The following is a 20,814-nucleotide window of genomic DNA, read 5'->3' as shown; positions in this document are numbered from 1 at the left end:
GATCTCATGTTATGCCACCCGAGCGTCCCGATATGCTAGCGAGCGAGCCGCGCGCCACGGATGATGTCCTGGACCGTAGCGACTTGGCGCCGTTGCACGGCCGCTCCGGCATCGCGCCGGATCATTGAGCAGCCTTCCGCCATCATGTCCGACTCCCGGCTCGTCTATATCTGCGATTGGCTCCCGCCCGACTTCGGCGCGGTGGGACAGTACTCCGTGCTGTTCGCCCGCGATCTTGCGCGCGACCGCGGCCTTCACGTCACGCTGGTCGGCCTCACGTCGGGCGAAGCAACCCATTCGGTCGAACGCTTCGAACGCGGTGAGCTCGAGGTCGTCAAGGTAGCAGTCCCGGCATACGACAAGGCCAGGACGTCGGCGCGCATTCGCTGGACGATCACAACCAACACCAAGCTGCTTCGGGTTGCCCTGCCCTTCATCCGCGAGGCGCAATCGGTTCTCTTCACCGGAAGCCCCCCTTTGTTTCTTCACTGGATTGCCCCGCTGAACGTGCTGCTGCGCAAGCGGCTCATCTATCGCATCACGGATTTCCATCCCGAGTGCGCGATCGCCGAACGCGGCAGTGCCAGCCTGTTCCTGAGGCTCGTCCTCACCCTCACGCTGTTCTGGCGCCGGCGAGTCCACACCTTCGAGGTGCTCGGACACGACCAGGCGATGCGGCTCAACGAGATCGGGGTGACCAAGGACCGCATCGTGCTGAAGCGCGATCCCTCCCCGATCGAGATCGGCCCCGACACCCCGGCTCTCGCCCGCCCGCCGCAAACCGAAGGCAAGTTTCTCCTGCTTTACTCGGGTAACTGGGGCATCGCGCACGACACGACGACGTTCGTTGACGCCTATGTCGAGCATCACAAGAGTGGATCGGGAACGGTCCTCCTCTGGCTCAACGCGATCGGAAAAGGCGCGGCCACCGTAGCCGAAGCGCTTGACGAAGCTCGGGTGCCGTACATTCGCACCGATCTCGTGCCGCTGGATCAGCTCGCCTCCCTGCTCAGGACGCCGGACGCTCATCTCATCACCCTGAAGAACGCGTTCGTCGGCTACGTGCTGCCCTCCAAGGTCTATGCCTGCGTCGACTCGGACCTGCCGGTGATCTTCATCGGCCCCACGGACTCCGACGTCCATCTCCTCTGCGACGAGCGCAAGTCCAGCTCGTATTTCCACGTCGATGTCGGCGACACCAATCGATGCGTGCGATTGCTCGAAGATTTGGGCACGAAGCAGAGCGCATCGTCAGCCAAGAAAATTCGATCAGTCAGGAGCAGCGTATGAAAAAGGCATTGGTCTGCGGCGCAGGCGGGTTCATCGGGTCCCATCTGGTCAAGCGCCTGAAGGCGGAAGGTTTCTGGGTCCGCGGTGTGGACCTCAAATATCCGCGCTTCAGCCCGACCCAGGCCGACGATTTCATCGTCGGCGATCTCAGGGATCTCTCGGTTTGCCACGAGGCCGTCGATACGCGCTTCGACGAGGTCTATCAACTCGCCGCTGATATGGGCGGTGCCGGCTACATCTTCACCGGCGAGAATGATGCGTCGGTGATGCATAATTCGGCGCAGATCAACCTCAACATCCTCGAGGCTTGCCGGCGCCGCAACAGCTTCCGGATCTTCTACTCGTCGTCGGCCTGCATCTACCCGGAATACCGTCAGCTCGATGCCGATAACGCGGGCCTTGCCGAGAGCGACGCCTATCCAGCCGCACCCGACAGCGAATACGGCTGGGAGAAGCTGTTCAGCGAGCGCCTCTACGCCGCCTACGCCCGCAATCACGGTTTCGAGGTTCGCGTCGCGCGCTATCACAACATCTTCGGCCCCGAAGGCGCCTGGAACGACGGCAAGGAAAAAGCGCCGGCGGCGATCTGCCGCAAGGTCGCGCAGGCCGGCAACCCCGGCGAGATCGAGATCTGGGGCGACGGCGAGCAGACCCGCTCGTTCCTCTACATCGACGAATGCCTCGATGGCACGATCCGCTTCATGCGGTCGGACTGGGCCGGACCGGTGAATATCGGCTCCGAGGAAATGGTCTCGATCAACCGCCTCGCGGCAATCGCCGCCGAGATCGCCGGCAAGACGATCACCCCGCGCCACATCCCCGGCCCGCTCGGCGTGCGCGGCCGCAACTCGAACAACAAGCTGATCTTCGAGAAGCTCGCCTGGCGCCCGTCGCAGCCGCTCGCGAGCGGCCTCGCCAAGACCTATGCCTGGATCGACCAGCAGGTCCAAAAGGCAAAGCGTCTCAAGGACGCGCCGAAGCCTGCGATCCGCCAGCCGGAAATCGTTGCGGCGGAGTAAGAGGCGGGCGAACGGGTTGATATCGGCGGTGTCGCGTCCCCGGTGCGGATGCGGCACGGTATTGCGTCGGCGTATGCACGGTTCGATCGGCGCAGCTCGACGCACGGCGAGGTCGCTGCCGAAAGCGTTCGTCGCCCTTCATAAGAGCTGAGCACTCAATTCAGGTGACGACGCCCTCCGCGTCAACCGTGCGCGACAGCCCGCGCGCGGCTGCGCTCGCCTTCGGCCGCGACAATTCGCGGCAGCGGCTGCGCCGGGGCTGGAGCCGCGACGTTCGGGTCGAAACCCGTCGCGATCTGGACCGCCTCGCTCACTGGAATCCCCCGCCGCTTTGCCAGCGCCATGATCTCGTCGAGCTTGGCGTCGATCAGGGTGCGATACCAGAAGCCCTGGAGGATGTGGAAATAGTATCCCTGCTTGCCGTCGAGGAAGCCGAGCCGCACGACGTAGCGGTAGAGGAAGAAGAGCAGTGGCCGGACGCCGCCGGGCAGCTTCCCGTAGATCCGCTCCTTGACGAAGCGCTTGAGCTTGGCCTGCCAGGATGCACTGTGGCGCTGGATGTCCATGTTCTCGCCGAGCAGCCCGCGCGAGGCGAGGATGTCGATCACCTCGCGTGAGGCGTAGCGATTGTGCTTGCCGGTCCACCAGTCGAGCGAGTTGAGGTTTTCGTCGACCAGGTCGATCGTCGATCGCACCACCTTGCCGGTGACGATGATGTGCTCGTCCATCCAGCGCTGCTCGCAGGAGCCCTGCCCTGCGCGCCAGAGCCTGAGCTGCCAGCTCGGCTCGATCGCGCCCCATTTGATGCGGCGTCCAAGAAACACGATCTGGCGGCGGACGACGATGCCGCCGACCTCGCGCGGCTGCCGGTCCAGGAGATCGTGCAGGCCGGCGGCCGATTCCGGCGTGAGATATTCGTCGGCATCGATGCGCATCAGCCAGCCGGTCTTGCCGGCGCAGGCCGCGATCGCCTTGTTGGTCTGGGTCGCGTAGTTGATCCAGGGATTTTCGATCACCTCCGCCCCGAGGCCGGCCGCCATTTCCCTGGTGCGGTCCTTTGAGCCGGAATCGACGACGAGGATGCTCGCGCAGTGATCGCGGATGCTCTCGATGCAGCGCGCGATGTGCTTCTCCTCGTCGAGCGTCAGGATGATGGCGTGGATTTCGGTCATCGCGGCCCCTGGACCCCTGCTGTTTGGCGCGCCCCCTTACGGCTGCTTGCGCTCCTGGTCGTCGGATTTGGTCCCCTGCCCATTGCCAGACGACGAATTGGAGTCCTGACTACCATTGTCGCCGCCGCCATAACCGACCACCTCGACGATAAAGACGGAGGCACGATCATTGTTGCCCGCAGCCGTCGGCGGTTCTGCCGATTTGGCCGCGGCGCCGGCCGTGTTCGAGGCCGCGCTGAGCGCGCCGATATTCGGGGCTGTAACCGTCGGGATGCCGGTGGAGGTGCCGCCCACCTGGATGTTGCCGGCATTAACCACCTGCACGGCCGCGATCGTCAGATTGCCCGACACCCGGATGCCCGCTTCGCCGGCGTCGACGGTGCCGCGTGGCGCGAGCAGATAGGCGTTGGACTTCTTCGCAACCTTCGAGCTCTGGACCACGGCGATGCCGGCGCCGCTGACGAGGCCGCCGAGATCGACGCTCTGATAGTCGTCGGAGTTGAACACGACCTGCAACGGCGGGAACGACAGCGTCGTCTGGGCGCCGCGGCCGGCGTCGAGGTCGCCGTTCGAGCTCCACATCAGGATGTCACCGCCCTGCTGGGTCATGACCCGGCTCGAGTTCACCAGCACGCTTGCGTCCGTGAACGTATTGATGTCCCCGACACCGAGCGTGAGGATGCCGAGATCGTTCGGCTTGAGCAGATTGTTCGGCTCGAGCGCGAGCGAGCCGACGCGGATGTTTCCGCCCGGACCGAAGATCGAGATGTCGCCGCCAAGCCTGGTCTGGATCGTCGCGTGCAGCAGATCGAGATCGCCGGTGTGCATCAGCGCGTTGGCGCCATTGGAACCGCCGCCAAGCGCGTTCTTGGTGTACCCGAAGTCCGACGGGAACATCGTGTTAATCGCCTGGTAACCGCGCTGGTAATTGTTGGACGTTGCGGTCTGCGCCTTGCCTACGGCCTTGAGCTCGGCGAAGAAAACCTTGTCGGCGAAGACGTGCTGGAGGTCCTTCGGCAACGACTGGAAGATGCTCCATGCGTCGCCGTCGCTGCTGGCCGGCCTGCCGATCCTGACGAGGAAATCCTTCAGCTCGCTGATGTAGTTGTGATCGACGCGGGAGACGTTGGCGGGATCGATATAGGTGCCGATCACGCCCGGATGATAGACGGACTGATTGGTGGCGGGGTTCACGGCCGAACAACCGTCATAGTTGATGCCGTTGGCGACGCCGAACATGGTGATGATGTCGGCGCCGGTACCTGGCAGCAGCTCGTTGCGCTTTTTCGTGGTTGCGCTGACGGAGCCGAGCAGCGTGATGTCGTACATGCCGCTCGAGCCGTGGCTGACATATCGGTTGCCGACCGGCCACAGGCTGGCGTTGCCGACCGAGGCGATACCTTCCTGGCCCGGTGTGTATGTGATGCTGTCGCGCGTCACGGGCAGGAACGGTCCGAGATCGCGGCCAGCCTGTACCACCAGGAATCCCGGCCCCGCGATCTGCAGTCCCGGTCCGCCAAAGGTCACGGCCTGGTTGGTCAGATTTACCGTTCCGCCGCCGTAATTGTACAGAATGTCGCGGCCGGCCTGGATCGTGGTGACATCGTCGGCTGCGATGTTCTGGGCAATGAGGTTGAGATTGAGGATGTCGCGGCCTGCATAGATCTTCGCCGGCCGGTTGAACTCGACTCTCGAGTACGACGTCGGCGTGGCCGAGACAATCGTACCCGCAATCCGGTTGACCGTGCTGCTCGTGGTCGCTACCGCCGAGATGTTGCCCGACACCGCGTAGATGCGCGCAGGGTTGGTATCGTGGTCGTCCCGGTGCGCCAGCAACGCCGAACTGAAGGCGCCTGTCATGCCGTTGTTGGGCTGGTAGGGATCGAACGCTGTATCAAGCAGCGACGGCCCCGCCGAAATGGACGGCGCGAACGTGGCCAGATTGGTGTAGCCACCGGTCAGATCGATGCTGCCCTGCGCGAGCAGCTCAAATCTGCCATTCTCCGACCCGGTCAGGACGATGCCTGGCATGGCAGGATTCTGGGCCGCTGCGGGTGAATTGGTCACGAGTCCCTTGGTGGTGATGTCCCCGCCCGCAGCGATGGCGGTGAAACTCGCCGGGTAGGTCAATCCCGTCAGCCAGAACGTCGTGCCGAACGTCTGCGGCATCGCGATATTCAGGTTTCCAGTGACCGCCGTCACGCTCACGCCACTGTCCGGCCCGTAGGTGTTCATGAGAAGGTTGCTCGCCGCACCCAAGGGATTGGCCTGCGTGGGCGACTGCTGGTGCAACTCGGCAGGATTGACCACGCCGCCGATCGACATCGACCCGCCCGAGATCATGCTGATCTGGCCGGTGTCCACCGCGAGTAGCGTGTAATTCGGCGCGGGCGTGCCGTCCTTGAGCGTGATCGTGCCGTTTTGGGCCACGATGCCGCTGACCTGGATGCTCGCGTGACCCGAACCTTCGTAATACGAACCGCCCAGCAGATTGCGGCCCGCCCGCACCGTCATGTTGCCGCTACCGTAGAGCTGGGTTTGCGGTGTGTTCAGCGAGGCAAGTCCTCCGGTGACCCGCCCGGTCGTCGGCAGCGAGACCGAGACGTCGACGAGATCGCGTCCCGCCACGACGTTGACGTTGCCACCGGCAGAGAGAATGCCCTCCCGGAAGCTGCCGTACTGGATCCACCAGGCTGTCTGGGATCCAATGCCGACTGTCGAGGGAGCGAACACGCCGGCACCGACGATTGGCACGTTGGCCAGGCTCGTCAGGCCGGCATCTGCGATAAGCCAGGGCGTGTAATAGGCGTTCCACAGAACGGTGCCGAATGCGTTCCCCGTCGTGACGTTCCTGTACCCCTTGACGTCCTCTTGCGCGACGACCGACACGTCACCCGCAGCAACCGGGAACGCCGCAGCGGTCGGCGCGCCGTAGACCACCGCCACGGAGGTCCGGTTGGTGTTGCCCTGCGTATTGCTGCCATAGCTCAACAGCTGCGGCTCGAGGAAGCCGTTGGCATCCGTCACATTGCCGGACGCATCATAGGGATTGGCGTATCGGGCCGTGTTCACGCCCGCAGCGTAGATGACGCCCGGCGCGGCGGTATCGGCGAGACTGACGTCGCGTGCGGCCGCGATCGAGATGCTGCCGGTGCCGGTCCGCACCATGGTCGGGAGATTGAGGTTTGGTGCGATCGTCGTGGCCAGGACGTGCCCGTTCACGACGACGTCCCCGGCACCGCGCTTGTTCACGCTTGCGAGCGACTGCATCGCGTTTGGATTGGCGCTCCCGATTTCGGCGCCGGCCGTCAGACGGTAGGACCACGAGCCGGGATTGGTGATCGCAGCCAGACCATCCGGCGCGGAGTCGGCACCACAATGGCTGATGCAGACATTCAGCGTGTGCGGGAACAGGTCCGCTTCGTCGAGGTCGGTCGCGCTCGCGCTGATGCCGTTGGGATTTCCGGTCGTGTTGTACGGCGCGATTGGAGCCGGCTTGTAGTTGTTCAGGTTGGCGACACCGACACCGTCGATTATCCTTGTGTTTCCGACGAGATAGCTCGAGACGGCACTCTTGTAGCTCGTATTCAGATAATCCCCGAATTGGAAGAACCCATCGGAGATCGAGGCGTTGACGTTGATGTTGTTGAAAGCGCGCAGTGTCAGCGCGCCTGCTTCGACCGCGTAATTCGGGGTGTCAGAGGTTCCGTAGTTCGCGAGGTACCGGTAGGCAAAATCGACATAACTTGTGCTGGGATCGAAGTACTTGAACGCCGCCAGCGTGCCGGTGTTCTGCTTCAGATTCCCGACCGTACCGGCTGCGAGATTCCAGTTGCTGGCGACCGTGATGTTGCCGCCGTTGGTGTTCGAATCCGGGTTGACCAGATCCACGCCGGGCCGCAGATGCACCACCGAACCGAGTTCGCCGGCGAGCGGCTTCACGATCCGATCCATCGCACCGCTGAAACCGTAGTGCTTGACTTCGGTGCTGGTGTTGTAGGTCCAGTTGCCCTGCACATATTGCCGCAGCGTCACGGCGGCAAAGGCCCCCGAGCCCGTCGCCGCGGCCGTATCCATGTCCGCCGTGACCGAAGCAGCCTGCGTCGCGCCGATGCCGCCGCCCGAGAAGCTGGCGGTGGCCGCCGTGCCGGGGGTGTAGTTGCCGGCATTCGTCACATTGACGCCGACGACCGTCATCACGGTGCTGGCGAAATCGCTGCCCGTCAGATGCCCGGTGAGGATGAGCTTGCCGTCGCGATAGAACAGGATGGTGGAAGGCGCGCCCGTAAAGCCGCTGCCGGCGCCGGTGATGGTGAAGGTCGGAACGCCATTCGCGTCCGTCGTCACGGTTCCGGTCGCCGAAGCGCCGCCCGACGCGGATTCAATCACCACATTGCCCGCAAAATTGGGATCGAGATGATACCAGCCGCTGGTCGAGGCGATCGAGATGCTCTTGAGCCCCATCACCGCAGTGCCCTGGGCCTGGCCGGCCGTCGTCGTCAACTGCGCGCTGGCGAAGTCGCTGCTCGTCAGGTGCGCAGTGGTGAGAAGAACGCCCTGGCTGTAGAAGCGGATCGTTGCGGGCGCGCCGGTGAAGCCACTGCCCGGGTTGGTGATGGTGAACGTGGGAACGCCGTTCGCGTCCGTCGTCACGATGCCGCTTGCGGCGGTGCCGCCCGCGGGCGCCTCGATCACGACTTCGCCGATCAGATTGGGATCGAGGTGATACCAGTTGCTCGTCGAGGCGATCGAAATGCTCTTGAGCCCGGTCACGGACGTCGCAGGCGCGGAGAATATCACGTCGGGAACCTGGGTGTACGCCCCACCGCTGCCCGGAGGCACATACACCGTGTTGACCTTCAGGCTCGTCTTCGTCACCGAGCCGCCCGGATCGAGCACGCCATTCCACCCGAGCGAGGACGCATCGATACCGCCCTGGCCGTTGGTGCTGAAGCTGACGAAGGACTCGATCGTCACGTCGCGGGCGCCGGTGATCGTCGACGCGATCTCCGTGATGTAGACGTCGTTGCCGCCGTCGTTCGGCGCACGGACCAGGACCGTCCCGCCGCTCAACCCGCCCTTGGTGCCGCCATGGACGTCGATGCGCGAGCCCGGCTGGAGATCGATGCCTGCGTTGCTCTTGGTGCCCCAGCCGATCGCAATCGTCACGTCGCCGCCGCGTTCATCGCCGTGTTCGGTGGATGCGTTGATGAGGCTCGTCGTCGTCAAGGTGATTTCATTGGCAGCGTAAAGGTTGACTTGTCCACCCGCCTGCCCGGTGCCGTCAGCCGTCCTGCCCGCATAGCCGCTGGCGTCGATCGTGCCGGCGATGACGATGCGTCCGAACTGCCTCGTCGGGTCGGTGCTGTCCCACGTCTGGTCATCCGCCGTGAGCGTGACCGAGTTGGCCTTGAGTGTGTGTCCCTGGGACAGGATCAGGTCGCCGGTCCGGGTGTGGATGTCGACTGCACCGGTGAAGCCGCCCGCCAGCAACTTGTCCGCCAGCGGATCGAGCGCCACCTCGGGCGTGAAGCCATGGCTGTCGACCTGGAGACTCTTGGTGTCGATCAGGATACCGCCGCCGAAACCGTTGCCACCCTTGCCACGGAGGTCCCCGAGCACGGTCGCCTGACCGGCGGTCGCGAGAATCCGGACCTGTCCGCCATAGCCCATGCCACCATCCGGCTGCGCCACATCGATCACGCTGGCGTCGCGCGTCAGCACATTGCCGGCATCGGCCTTCAGCACGACCTTTCCGCCCGGGAGATACGTCACGGTGTCGATCAGGGTCTTGGCGTAGCCACGCGCCGATACATAGGCATTGTTGTCGAGCGTCACGTCGCCGGTCGTCGCTTCCAGCGTGATCGAGCCGGCCTGCGCCTGGATGACCGTGCCAACACTGACGCTGCCTCCTTTGACGGTCAGGCTGCCGCCGGTGTCGGTGCTGTCCGCGGGCGCGCCGGTCCTGGCAACACCGCCGATGTTGACGGCGCCGGAGGTGGCGAGCAGGAACGATCCGCCGCCCTTCGAGGTGTTGGCGCCGACCGAGACCAGCGGCGTGACCATCTGAAGGCCGACCACGTCGCTGCCGGTCCCGAGCGTCAGGGAACCTTGATTACTGAACAGGACCTTCGGAAGAATATCAGGCTGCTTGGGAAGACCAGGCGGACCTTGATCAACCGCGGCGATGTTGACTTGCGAGAATCCGGCGATGGTCTGGCTGCCGCCGCCGAATATGACATCGGTCGCCGTGATGCCGAGGGTCCCGGTCCGGCCCGCCTGCGCCGAAGTACCGGTCGCACCGCTGCTGTTAAGCAGCGTCACGGTACCGGCGACCGCGACGTCACGACCGCTCACGGCGTCGTGCACTACGCCGCCGCCGACCTCGATCTGGCTGTTGCCGCCGCTGCCGGTGACCGCGCGCGCGTCGAGCGTCAGTGACTGCATCGTCGCCTGGACCAGATTCGAGCCGTAGAACGTGATGTCGCCGCTGATCGCCGCGAGGGTGAGATTCTTCACGCCGCCGAGCTGATCCAGATTGGTCTGATTCAGGATCACGCCGTCGCTCGAGCTCGCCCCGATCCCGATGCTGCGTCCCGCGAGCTTTGCCTGGTTCGCGGTGATGGTGGCGGCCGGCGCGTTGGGATTGCCCGCGACCGGCTTGTTGAGGATGATGTTGTTGGTGCTTGCCGTTGCCTGCATGAACAGGTTGTTGGTCGAGATATGCGCGCCCGCCTCGATCTCGACATGACCGACATTGCCGCCCGGCAACGTGATCGTGGCCGGACCGCTGCTGCCGTTGGCACCGCGCACCGGGAACGCGCCCGCGAGCGACGTGAACTGGATCGTCAGCGGCGCGTTTTGCGAAGATGCCGTGGGTCCGGTAATGGCAACCGTCGAATCTTGCGATGCGACGAACAGCGCGCCGAGGCCCGGCCGACTGGAGGGATTGCCGTACGAGTAGTTGGACAACACGTCAGTGGCCGGGCTAACGGCATATCCCGCCCCCGGAACGTTGACGGGAATCTTGTTGATGTCAGCACCCGTGATGACGGTGCCGGTGGAATCAAGCGTTCCTCCGACGGCCGCCGCCACTTGCTGTGCCGTCGCGTAGCCGCCGCTCGGATTTGACGCGACGTAGAAGCTGCGTCCCGCGCCGGTATGAACCGTTCCGCTGGTCGTGATCACGCTCCCGGTCACGATCGAGATGGTACCTGTGGTAGCCGGTGCGCTTGCGGTACCGTCGAGCCAATTGCCACCGACGTTGACCTGGAACGACGTCGAGACGGTCTGTGCCGCGCCCGGCTGCGTCACGAACATGATCTCGGGGACTGACAGGCCACCGGTCTGCGTCGTCGGATCCGCCGGCGTATCGACCACGAGCTCAGACGCAGTTCCCGTGATCAGCGTGCCCTTCGACGTATCGCTGCGCAGTCCGCCGATCAGCACGCTTTCGAAGCTCGCGAGCTGCTCGCTCGCCACCACGACATAGCCGGCAGCCGTGTACGGCTGCCGGTTGACGCTGGAGCTCAGCACGGCCAGCTTGTCGCTGGAAATATCGAGCTCGCCGCCGCGTCCTCCTGCGGCGGGCGCGCTCAGCTCGGTGGCACCGAGAAGAAGCGTTTGCTGCGCAACGACAGCGATGCGGCCCGCATCGACCGGAAGGCGCGGGATGGCAACGCCATCGTGGTTCGCCTTGTCGGTGAAATAGCCGTTGGCCGTTCTGAAGTTGTATTCGCTGTACTGGCGCCAGACACTGTTGCTCTGAACCGCGAACAGTTCGCTGCCCGACGAGTAGGCTCCCGGCCGTACCGATTGCGTGTAGTGTCCCGAGACCAGCACTGTCCCGTCCGGCAGCGTTGTCCCCGACGGGATGTTGCGTCCGAGATTGCTGCCATAGTCCACGACGCGCAAGGCACCTGGCAGAGTCGCATAATGTCCCGGGTAGAGCGTATAGGTGCCGGCCGGAACGCCGGTGCTGCCGTCGAGATGGATTTGCTGTCCCGCCAGCGGATACGCGTCGCCCGCCTTGAAGTTCTGGCCGCCATCGCTGCGCGTCGTGGCGAAATGGATATCGTAAGCCGCGACCGGATCGTTGTAGGACGGGATGAGCGCGTAGACGGTCTGGCCCGAGGGCGTCGTTGTCAGCGTGTCACGGGACCCGCCTTTGCCCGGGGTCCATTCCATGGCCTGAAGGTCGCCGCCACCACGGGTGTCGATGGTCGAGCCCTGTTTGACCGCGACGTTGTTCCCGTTGAGCACGAGCCCCTTCGACGGCAGCACCGGCTCCGTACCGCTTGCTGCGGCCAGCAGAGGGTGGAGACTGGCGTTGTAATACCAATTCACGCCGTCGACCGTTTCGCCGTAGGGCACGATGGTGCCGGCGAGCGTGACCGAGGTCAGGCTGCCCGGCTCCAGGGTCACCGACGTGGTCTGGATTTTCGACGTGTTGCCGGTCGCGGTGCCGTCATCGCCGAGCGTGATCCTGCCGAGCGGGGCGTAGATATTGCCGTTCTGATCGATGGTCGCTGCATAGACGCTGAGCGAGCCGCCGGCCGACAGGGGAATAACGCTGCGTCCGCCGGCGGTGGCCTGGAAAGTAACGTTGCCCGTGGTCTGAATGGTGAAGTCGACATCCGAGACAGGGTAGATTCGCTGGGCGTCGAGAATGAGGTTCGCCCCACCCGCCGCGATCTGGCCGGTAAATCTCGCAGCGTCCGTCGACGTGCCGCCTGACGTGAAACCGTTGGCGACCTTCGGGGTGCTGAGACGAATGTCGCCCGAGCTCTTCAGCTCGATAGCGTTGAAGCCCGCAAAGGCGGCATTTTCGATGTCGATCGTCCGCGCGATGATGACGTCCGACGTCGGATCACCCGCCTTGGTGCGTTCGAAGCCCAGATGCAGCGAACTGCCGGCGGTGCTGGTGCTGCCGCCCCCGCCGGTGAGCAGCATATAGGGTGCGGCCAGCGTAACCGTGCTGCCGGACGTCGTGGAGCTGATCGTGTTGGCCGCGATGTAGAGTCGGGACAGGCCGTCGTCGGATGTCCAGGTCACGGAGCCCGAGATCGCCAATGGGTTCAGCGTCGGCGCGGCAATGGCGTAGGTGTTGCCCGACACGCCCGTGAAGATTCGCGCAACACCATTCTGTGCGGTGCCGCTGTAGAGAAGGACGTTCTCGAACGCGCTCAGCCGATCGACCGCGGCGAAGATCGAAGACGACGTACCCGACGCCGACGCAAGCTGATTGACGAGCGAACTCGAATTGCTGGCAAGGTTGGCAAGCGTCGCCGGACCGCCTGCAAGGGTTCCGGACAGCGCAGCCGTGACATTGGCAGAATCCTGCTGCAACTGCATCGCGCCGCCGCCGAGCATGAGGGTCCCGCCATTGGCCAGCGGCGTCTTGCCGTCGGCCGAGCGCCCACCCTTCGCTTCGAAAGTGCCGGCCCAGACGAATGCGGCGGCGTCGATCTTGACGGTGCCGGCGTCGCTCCAGGATTGGACCGTGACCGCGCCGCCGTGGCCGTTCTGGGCCTGGATCGACGTGGCGTAGCCGGATACGTCGACCACAGCACCTTGCTCGGCGACGACGTAAGTGCCGGACGGCACGGTACCGGGGGTGTAGGTGTTTGCGAGGGTGCCGACCTGAACGTTCGGCGCGGCGGCTTCGATGGTAAAGGTACCGCCGCTCAGGACCGTACCGCTGACAAGCTGGCCTTTCGGCTGCCCGAAACGGGAGTTGGCCACGAATGTTCCGGACACGTCGACCCTGGCCTGGGGGCCAAGCCAGGTCTTCTGCGCGTTCACCACGACCGTGCCGCCATGATCGATCACGCTGCCGCGCAGCAGGACGTTCTGAGCGGCCTGCTCCCGGGTCGGATCCGAAACGGTGTAGTTCGGGATGCCGCCGAAGCTGACCTTTGCCTGCGGATCGGTCGCTATCACGGCGCCGGTGTCGAGCAGGATGTTGTCCGATTTCAGTGTGAGGTCGACCCCATTGCGCTGATCGTCCGGCAAGCGCGCCCGGGTCGCTGCGTCCGCGATCTTGCTGCCGGTGCCGACCGCACGGTAGTCGGCAAGGCTCGCCAGGTTCTGCTGCTGGAGCGTCAGATTCACCCCGGCGGCCACGGCGATCACCGCGTTCGTACCGGTCCAGCCGTCTGGCGTCGATTCGATCACATAAGCGCCAAACCCGCCATCAGTCAGCCGGGAGGCTGCGAGCGTGACGGCCGTCATGCCCGCGCCGCCGGTCGAGGTCACGATGCCCGAGCTTGCGTCGGCATGCGCAGTGCTGTCGATCGTGATCGTCTTCCCCGTGCCCAGCGTCAGGGTGCCGTTGCGCTCGAAGCCATAGGCCCGCAGTCTACCGTCGAGTTGGAGTTGGGCGACGTTGCCAGCGGTAGGCGTCGCCGGTCCCGTAGCGCCCTGCACATCATAGCGCTTGCCCTGATAGAGAAGCAGCGAAACGCTGCCGCCACGCCCGGCCAACACGCCCGTCGAGGCGGTCTTGGCAATCCCGGTCGAGGAAATGTATCCGCCGCTCGAGGCATCCAAGAGCGATCCCTGCGCGAGCAGGATGCTGCCAGTCGTGTCGACGGTCCCATCGCTGTTCGTATTTGTCGCAATCGAAATCGAACCGCCGTCGATGTATCCCGGACCAGTCATGCCGGTCCCGAACCGGCCGGTGTCGTTGACCCAGCGGCCGCTGACATCAAGCGTCCCCTGGACGAAGATGTCGTCCTTGCCGGATGCAGTCTGGGCCGCCTTGAAGAAGGGATTGTTTCTAAACGCGAAGCCGTCGGTCACCAGACTGATCTGACCGCCGGCCGCCGCAATATTGCCTGCCACGCTGATCGCGCTGCCGGTCGTGGCCGAGAATGTTCCGCCAGCCGCAAGGCTGAGGTCGGGCAGTCCTGCTGCGTCATTGGCCGAATTGTGCGTGACCAGCAGATCATTACTGTTGATGCGCAGCAGGCTGAGACCGTAGCTCGACAATGTCGCGGCCGACAGGACGGTCTGGTAGGCGCTGGTCGGGGTAAAATCGGCGCCCGCCACGGCAGGAGCGAATTGCGACGGGTCCGGCACGTCGGCGATATGCCTGATCTGGTTCGTCACTCCCAACCCGCCGGACGTCGAATCCGTGCTCGTGCCGATCACGACGCTGCTCGCGAGATTGAAGGTGAGATATCCCTGCGAGGGGAGTTCATCGCCCTTGGCTTGAGTGGCGGTGACGCCATTCGTCGCCGATGGCTTGAGGCCGAGGGAGATTTGCCGCTCACCCGCCGCGGACCCGAAATACATCTGACCCTGGAGCTGTGGGCTGACGGTGGTGATGTTGATGCCGCCGGCGTCATGCCCCTCGGCATACCCGGGCTGATAAATCTGCGTCGCCGTCGACCAGATTTCCTTTACGCCCCAACGGGAGTGATTGACCGTGAACTGGCCGGCGATGCCGAGATAAACCATGTTGGGATCGGCATTCGCCATGCTGTACATTCGGCCGTCGGCGCCGAGCAGCTTGGTGGTCGAGACCATGCCCGGAAGGTACTTGACCGTGCCCCCCGCGACATTGATCACCGAACCGGACTGTGTAATCACGCTGCGGCTGGTGGTCGAGCTGTCCGTTGCGATCTGGTCCGTTTGCAGGCTCACGACGCCCCCGGTCGTCATGAGCTGCTGGATGCTGCGGCCGTAGCTGTTGATCGTACCGCTGGCATCGGCGACCGGAGTTCCGACCCACGTCGTGCCGTCGCTCCGCGTCCCCGACGCGCGGATGTCGATGTAGAACGTCTGGCCAGGCAAAAAGCTGCGCTGCAACGGCATGTCCGCAACTTCATTCCCGGTCGGCTTGAACGGAATGAAATTGTAGCTGGCCGGGAGCACGACGTTTTGCAGCCCGGCGACGTCGATGGTTGCGCCGTCCTCCAGCAGGACCTGCTGCGGGCCGGTCACGCTTGCCTTAACCGCGCCGGGGACGCCCGGGCTACCAAACAACGTGTTTGTCGTAGATTTCGTGTAGAGGGACGGAGCGTTCGGCAGCCCATTTCCAAGGTCGATGGCGCGTAGCGCCACCGTAGCCGAGGGCGCCGATATCAGGCCGCTCGATCCCACCGTGACCGAATTCTGAGCAGACAGCTCGACATAGGCCGGCGCGAAGCTTTGTACCGTGCTCCCCCTGCTTCCACCCTGTGGCAGGCTGGGCGTCAACGGATCCTCATAGGGAAGCGCGCTGATCGTACCTTCCAGGTCGATGCCGGTCGCAGCGCGCAGCAGCACCATGCTGTTGCGGGTGATACCGGTATCCGCCGAGATGATGCCGGTCTGACCGATCGTGATCCGGTCGCCGTTCATCTGGGTGATGCCACGCGGCGTTTCGATCAAGCCGTCATTACTGATGAGACCTGTCCCAGTCGCGTAGTTGGGTGCGATCGCGTTGCCGTCTGGACTATAGACGTCGGCGAAGTGGGTGATCTGGAAGTCGGTTCCGCGATAGGTCACACCGGTAGGGAGCACCGCCGAGGGCAGCTTCCAATAGCCGCCGGAGATCAGGCTGATGCTACGGGCCGCGACGAGAGCGACCTCGCCGGCCGGCGACGTGAGCGTGCCCGAATTAGACACGTTGCGACCGAAAAGGTAGATGAAGCCGGTCGACTCCAGATCGACTACGCTGGTTTTGATCGAGGCACCAGCATTGACCTTGACGTCGCCCCAGCCGTTGTTCTCCGCAGTGTAGCCGCCGTCATCCGGCGAGCCGAACCCAGGCGAGTGCGTGGGCGCAACCGAGAACGCGGTCACGTTCGCATTGTTGATGCCTGTGTTGATGAAGTATTTGTCGCGCTTATCCTGCGGTAAACCCAGCGCACCGACGTCGAGGCTCGAGGCAATCAGAGCATGCACGTTGACCTGCGCGCCGGGGCCGAAAATGATGCCGTTGCGGTTGATGACGTAGACGCCGCCGAGCGCGCTCATCTGCCCCAGAATCTGCGTCGGGGAACCGGTCGGATCGGTCACGCGGTTGAGCACGGTCCAGTCGGCGGACTTCTGCTCGAACTTCACGGACGTGTTGCGGCCGATATTGAACGTCTCCCAGTTCAGGATCGCCCGATTCTGGGTCTGGGTGATGTCGACCGTGTATTGCCCGTTCTTGACGGTCTGGGTGAAGGTCGTGTTCGCGTTCTGCCACGAGGTCGGGGTGTTGAGTTGAAGCGACGAGCAGGAATCGCCGCAAGCGCTCTGGGCCGTGACGTCCTTCACCCCCCCGATCGGCATCAAACCACCAGTGACGACGCCATTGACAGTCGATTTGAGAGCTTGTGCGGCTGCCGCCGCGGCGTCCTTCTGTGCCTGGCGCGCAGCAGAAAGTGCGGCCGCGGCACGCGCGAGAGAGACTTGCGCCTGGGCACCCGCGGCAGCGGCTTGCTGCGCCGCCAGCCCAGCAGCCAGCTGAGCCGCGGTGGCGGGGGCCACCGACGAATTGCTCGGAGTGAGGCTGCGTGCCTGGGCCTGATGGCCGATCAACCCGGGCAATATAGCTGTCGAGGTCAGCAGCGCGGCACGGATGCTGCGCCAACGAAGCGAAAAGGCCGAAGACTTCAGATCGATATTCACGCGGCGCACTCCAGCGGGAACGGGGCGTTGCTTAGGGCGGCTGACGGGGCCGCACCAGCCGGTTCGCGGCCGCCGCTGAGAGCACGCAACGTGCGTCTCGGGTATCACATAAACTGTTACACATATATGATATTTAACTAACGATTAACGATATCGACGACCGAAACAAGGTTCTAAGGTCGCAGGTGATCAATTGCCGCTTGGGAACAACGATATTCCGGGGTCCGCCTCCACTGTTCCACGGAGCGCAAAATAGCAGCCGAGCTGCGCTGTCGCGCAACTCGGCCGGGACCATTCGGACAGAACGCAGGCCTAGCGCGACGACGTAGAGTCGGGCTTCGCTTCCAGCAGTTTGGAGAGCGCGATCTCGTTCACGACAGGTGGGGATTGCTTGAGCACTTCCGCCACATAGGCGCGGCGATTGGCTTCGATGCGCTCCGCTCGCATGCGCTGGACCAGGGCATCCCTCACTTCCGCAAACGACCGCGTATGCGCAGCCTCGGTATCCACCAGCTTCACGATGTGCCAGCCATCATCGAGCCGGATTGCATCGGTGATGCCCGATTTCGGCAATCCGGTGACTTGACCGCGAATTTCGGTCCGAAGGTCCGGCTCGTTGACCCAGCCGATCTCGCCCTCGCGCTCGGCCGACGTGGTATCATCGGACGCGCTGCGCGCAATCGCGCCGAAATCCGCGCCTGTCTGCTTGACCTTCTTCATGACATCATCGAGTTTCTTTCGCGCAGTGTCTTCGGCGGCCTTGTCCGCGTCCTTCGGCACCGCCACCACGATCTGCGCAAGCCGGAAACGGCGCGGGACGAGAAGAGCGCTGGCATTTGCCTCATACACGCTCTTGACCTCCGCCTCGCTCGGAAAGCTGTCAGGCGGCGCCGTCACCGATTGCAGATAGCTTTCGACGATCAGGCTTTCTCGCGCGCGTGCGAGCTGGGCGATGACTGCCGGCTGATGCTCCCATTTCTTGGCCGCGGCCTCCTTGAGCACCAGCCGATTGGCGAGGATCGCCCGCACGGTCTGGCTGAGCAGAGCCGGATCACGCGCCATCGCGGCCTGCTGGCGCGCATCCAGAAGCTGGATCGTCGCGCGCACCTCGTCCGCGGTCACGTCGCTGTCGCCGACCCGCGCAATCACCTCGCCGCCGCTCTTGACCGCCGAAGCATCCTCCGTGGCTGTCGGGCGCGTGGGAGCAGCGGCCGCAGGTGCGGGGCGTGCCGGTGCCGGCTGCGGCTGATTGCGGGTTTGCGCCATCGTCATGGACGAAGTGACGGCGAACAGTGCGCCCGCGAGTACGGCGGTCTTGAGTGCATGGCTGGTCATGGCTTGGCCTTCTGTTCGAGGATCTTGTCGCGAAAATCCTGGGCCGCGTTCTGGTGCTCGACCCGCTTCAATCCAAATACGGGATCGTGGTCGAGAACCTTCTCGAACGGATCCATCGCCTCATATTTGGTCACGACGTCGTTCGCCGTCTTCACGAGTTGGACGTTCTTGGCCTCACAGGCCTTGGTGCTCGCCTTGAACGCGGTCGCTTCGGCTTCGAATTTGGCGCGCTCGGCATCCTTGGCCCGCGCCACGCCCGCCGCCTCGCCATAGGCGGTCTTCCACTTCTCGAGTGAATCGTCGCGCTCGGCGAGGCGCTCGTTGAAGTCCTTCACAGCCTGGCGATAGGCCTGCTCCGCTTCCTTGACCTGGGCACGATACGCCTCGCTCTGCTTGCGCAGACGGTCACGCTCCTGCTCGGCCGATGTCAGCTTGGCCTGGAGCGCGGCGCGTTGATCTTCCGCCGCCCTCGCCTGCGCGGTGGCGGTACGCAGCGCCTCCCGCAAACGATCGCTTTCCTGGTCGGCGTGGGCGATCGAGGGGACAGTCAACGCCAAGGCGACAACGGAGGAGAGACGCAAAAGCCGCATGATCAAAACCTCGCATTGAGATCGAGCTGGACGATATCGACCGCATAGGGCAGGCCCGCAATGTTGTTGGCGCTCATCCAGCGCACCGAAGCCCAGATGTTCTCGCCGAGGCCGACATTGCCGCCGATGAAGTAGCCCTTGAGATTGGTGCCCCCGAGGCCGAAATCGGAATCCACGAACGCATCCACCATCGCGTCGGATTCGAGATATTTGTATCCGACGTGTGCGTTCCAATCCCAGAGATGCTTGATCTCCTTGTTGCCGACGGTGAGACGTGTGAGCCAACCCTGGTTGCCACCGTTAAAGGGGCCGGCCGCGCCGCTCGAAGTGCCCGCGAAATTGTTCACCGCAACGGCAGCTACAGCAGCGCGATCGAAGCCCGTGTTCCAAATATATTCGGCATCGAGGATGACGTGGATCGGATTGAACTGAGCGAGGTCGAGCTGCGCGCTCGCGACGACCGGGCGGAAGTCACCGGCGAGACCGTAGTACTGGTATTTCAGTGAGCCATTGGGCGGGAACGAGGCGGGCAGCACCAGAGGGATGTTGCGCAGTTGCATGTATGTGTTGCCCTTTTGGGCAAAAGACGGCCGCAGGATATCTGTGTCGCAGATATCGGTTGCCGCGCCAACAAGGCATGGGGTGGAAAGCTTGCCCCGCATGTTCGTGAAATCGTAATAGGCAACCGCCATGGTGAGGTTGGTTTCGGGATCGAACCTGGCGGCAAAGCCGCCTTGCGCACCGAACAGCCATTTGTCGCGGCTCGGAGACTTGATCGGTCCATTCAGGTTCGAGGTGTTGAGACCCGCGTTCAGATCGGTATTGAAGACCGGGAAGGCGCCGCCGACGAAGAAGGGGGTCAATCCTTCAGCGACTTCCTGCTTGGCCTGAACTGCAAAGCCATCGAAGCCGATATCCCTGTACCAGACAAGATCCGTTGGCGACCAGAACGGGTTATCGAACCGGCCGACCGAGGCAACGAAGTCCTGCACGGGCTGATACTTGACGAATGCGCGGTCGAGCCAGAGCGCGTATTTCGAGAAATCGCCGCCATTGCCGCCGAACGTCTGATTGGTCGATACCGGCGAGCTGTTCTCGCCCGTCGCAATCCTCAAACCCGCACTGAAGCCGTCGAACCGATCGACGTCGGCACCAAGTCGTGCGCGGAAGCGGAAGCGATTACGATCCTGCGTCGTGTTGTAAGACGGGGGAAAATATTGATTGACCGCGTTGAAGTTATCTTCGAGGAACGGATTTCCCGTGTTGATGGCGTTGTAGTTCTCAAGCGGCCCGTTTCCAGCCGGGAAATGATCGCCTTCATACCGTGCACGGATGTCGCCGTAAATCCGGATCCGCTGCGCCCACTCGGGATATTTGCCGGGAGACGCCCAGTTCTCCTTCTCCGCTTTCGCCATGACCTCGGCGCGAATTTCGTCGCGCAGCTGCTTCTTGACGATCTCCGGGACGTAAGTGACGCGCTTGGTGCCGGGCGGCGAGACCGCTTCCGTTGCAGTCGTCGCAGCCTTCTCTGCGCCTTCCGCCTTCGCCGTGGCATCACGCGTGGCCTGGCGGGCGACGTAGGCCTCGTCATCCGCTTGCTTGATCAGCGCTGCCGCCTGCTCCTCGCTGAGCGTGCCTTGCTTCACCAGCAGATTGATCAGGTTGACGGTCGCGTTGGACGACGGCGGCGCGTTGCGCGAGACCGTTGGGCGTTTGACCGGTTGAGTATCGTCCTGGGCCGACGCGGGAACGGAAAGCGCAAGCAGGATCGCCGCGCTCCCCACCAGTTGTCGCTTCGTCATC

At 63.9% G+C, this 20,814-nt stretch carries 7 protein-coding genes; 2 read left to right on the top strand and 5 right to left on the bottom strand.

Annotated elements, in window-relative coordinates; translation table 11 throughout:
- Positions 1-144 precede the first annotated feature (144 nt).
- Together K289_RS0119220 and K289_RS44705 are read left to right on the top strand one after the other, a co-directional pair.
- Positions 145-1,290, top strand: coding sequence for a hypothetical protein (locus K289_RS0119220; RefSeq protein WP_027553021.1), 1,146 nt, complete (start codon positions 145-147; stop codon positions 1,288-1,290).
- Positions 1,287-2,309 (top strand): NAD-dependent epimerase/dehydratase family protein, encoded by a 1,023-nt coding sequence (locus tag K289_RS44705; RefSeq protein WP_051310674.1) that lies wholly within the window; start codon positions 1,287-1,289, stop codon positions 2,307-2,309. The genes K289_RS0119220 and K289_RS44705 overlap by 4 nt, the downstream gene beginning before the upstream one ends.
- 182 nt (positions 2,310-2,491) lie before the next feature.
- On the opposite strand, the gene K289_RS44700 is transcribed toward K289_RS44705, so the two are convergent.
- The 5 genes from K289_RS44700 to K289_RS0119190 form a co-directional block, all read right to left on the bottom strand.
- Positions 2,492-3,481, bottom strand: coding sequence for a glycosyltransferase family 2 protein (locus K289_RS44700; protein WP_063614152.1), 990 nt, complete (start codon positions 3,479-3,481; stop codon positions 2,492-2,494).
- 36 nt (positions 3,482-3,517) lie between these two features.
- Positions 3,518-17,086, bottom strand: a complete 13,569-nt coding sequence (locus K289_RS0119205; RefSeq protein ID WP_156918062.1) for a filamentous haemagglutinin family protein — start codon at positions 17,084-17,086, stop codon at positions 3,518-3,520.
- A 312-nt stretch (positions 17,087-17,398) separates the two neighbouring features.
- Entirely contained in the window at positions 17,399-18,421 is a 1,023-nt protein-coding gene (locus K289_RS0119200) for a peptidylprolyl isomerase (protein ID WP_027553019.1), read from the bottom strand.
- Positions 18,418-19,011: a hypothetical protein gene (locus K289_RS0119195; protein WP_027553018.1), complete on the bottom strand. Its 594-nt coding sequence runs from the start codon at positions 19,009-19,011 to the stop codon at positions 18,418-18,420. The genes K289_RS0119200 and K289_RS0119195 overlap by 4 nt, the downstream gene beginning before the upstream one ends.
- Positions 19,012-19,013: 2 nt before the next feature.
- Positions 19,014-20,813 (bottom strand): putative porin, encoded by a 1,800-nt coding sequence (locus tag K289_RS0119190; RefSeq protein ID WP_245283958.1) that lies wholly within the window; start codon positions 20,811-20,813, stop codon positions 19,014-19,016.
- Position 20,814 lies beyond the last annotated feature (1 nt).

This window comes from Bradyrhizobium sp. Cp5.3, assembly GCF_000426265.1.
Lineage (GTDB): Bacteria > Pseudomonadota > Alphaproteobacteria > Rhizobiales > Xanthobacteraceae > Bradyrhizobium > Bradyrhizobium neotropicale.
Note: the sequence above shows the minus strand (reverse complement) of the source record. Positions and strands in the feature narration are given on the sequence as shown.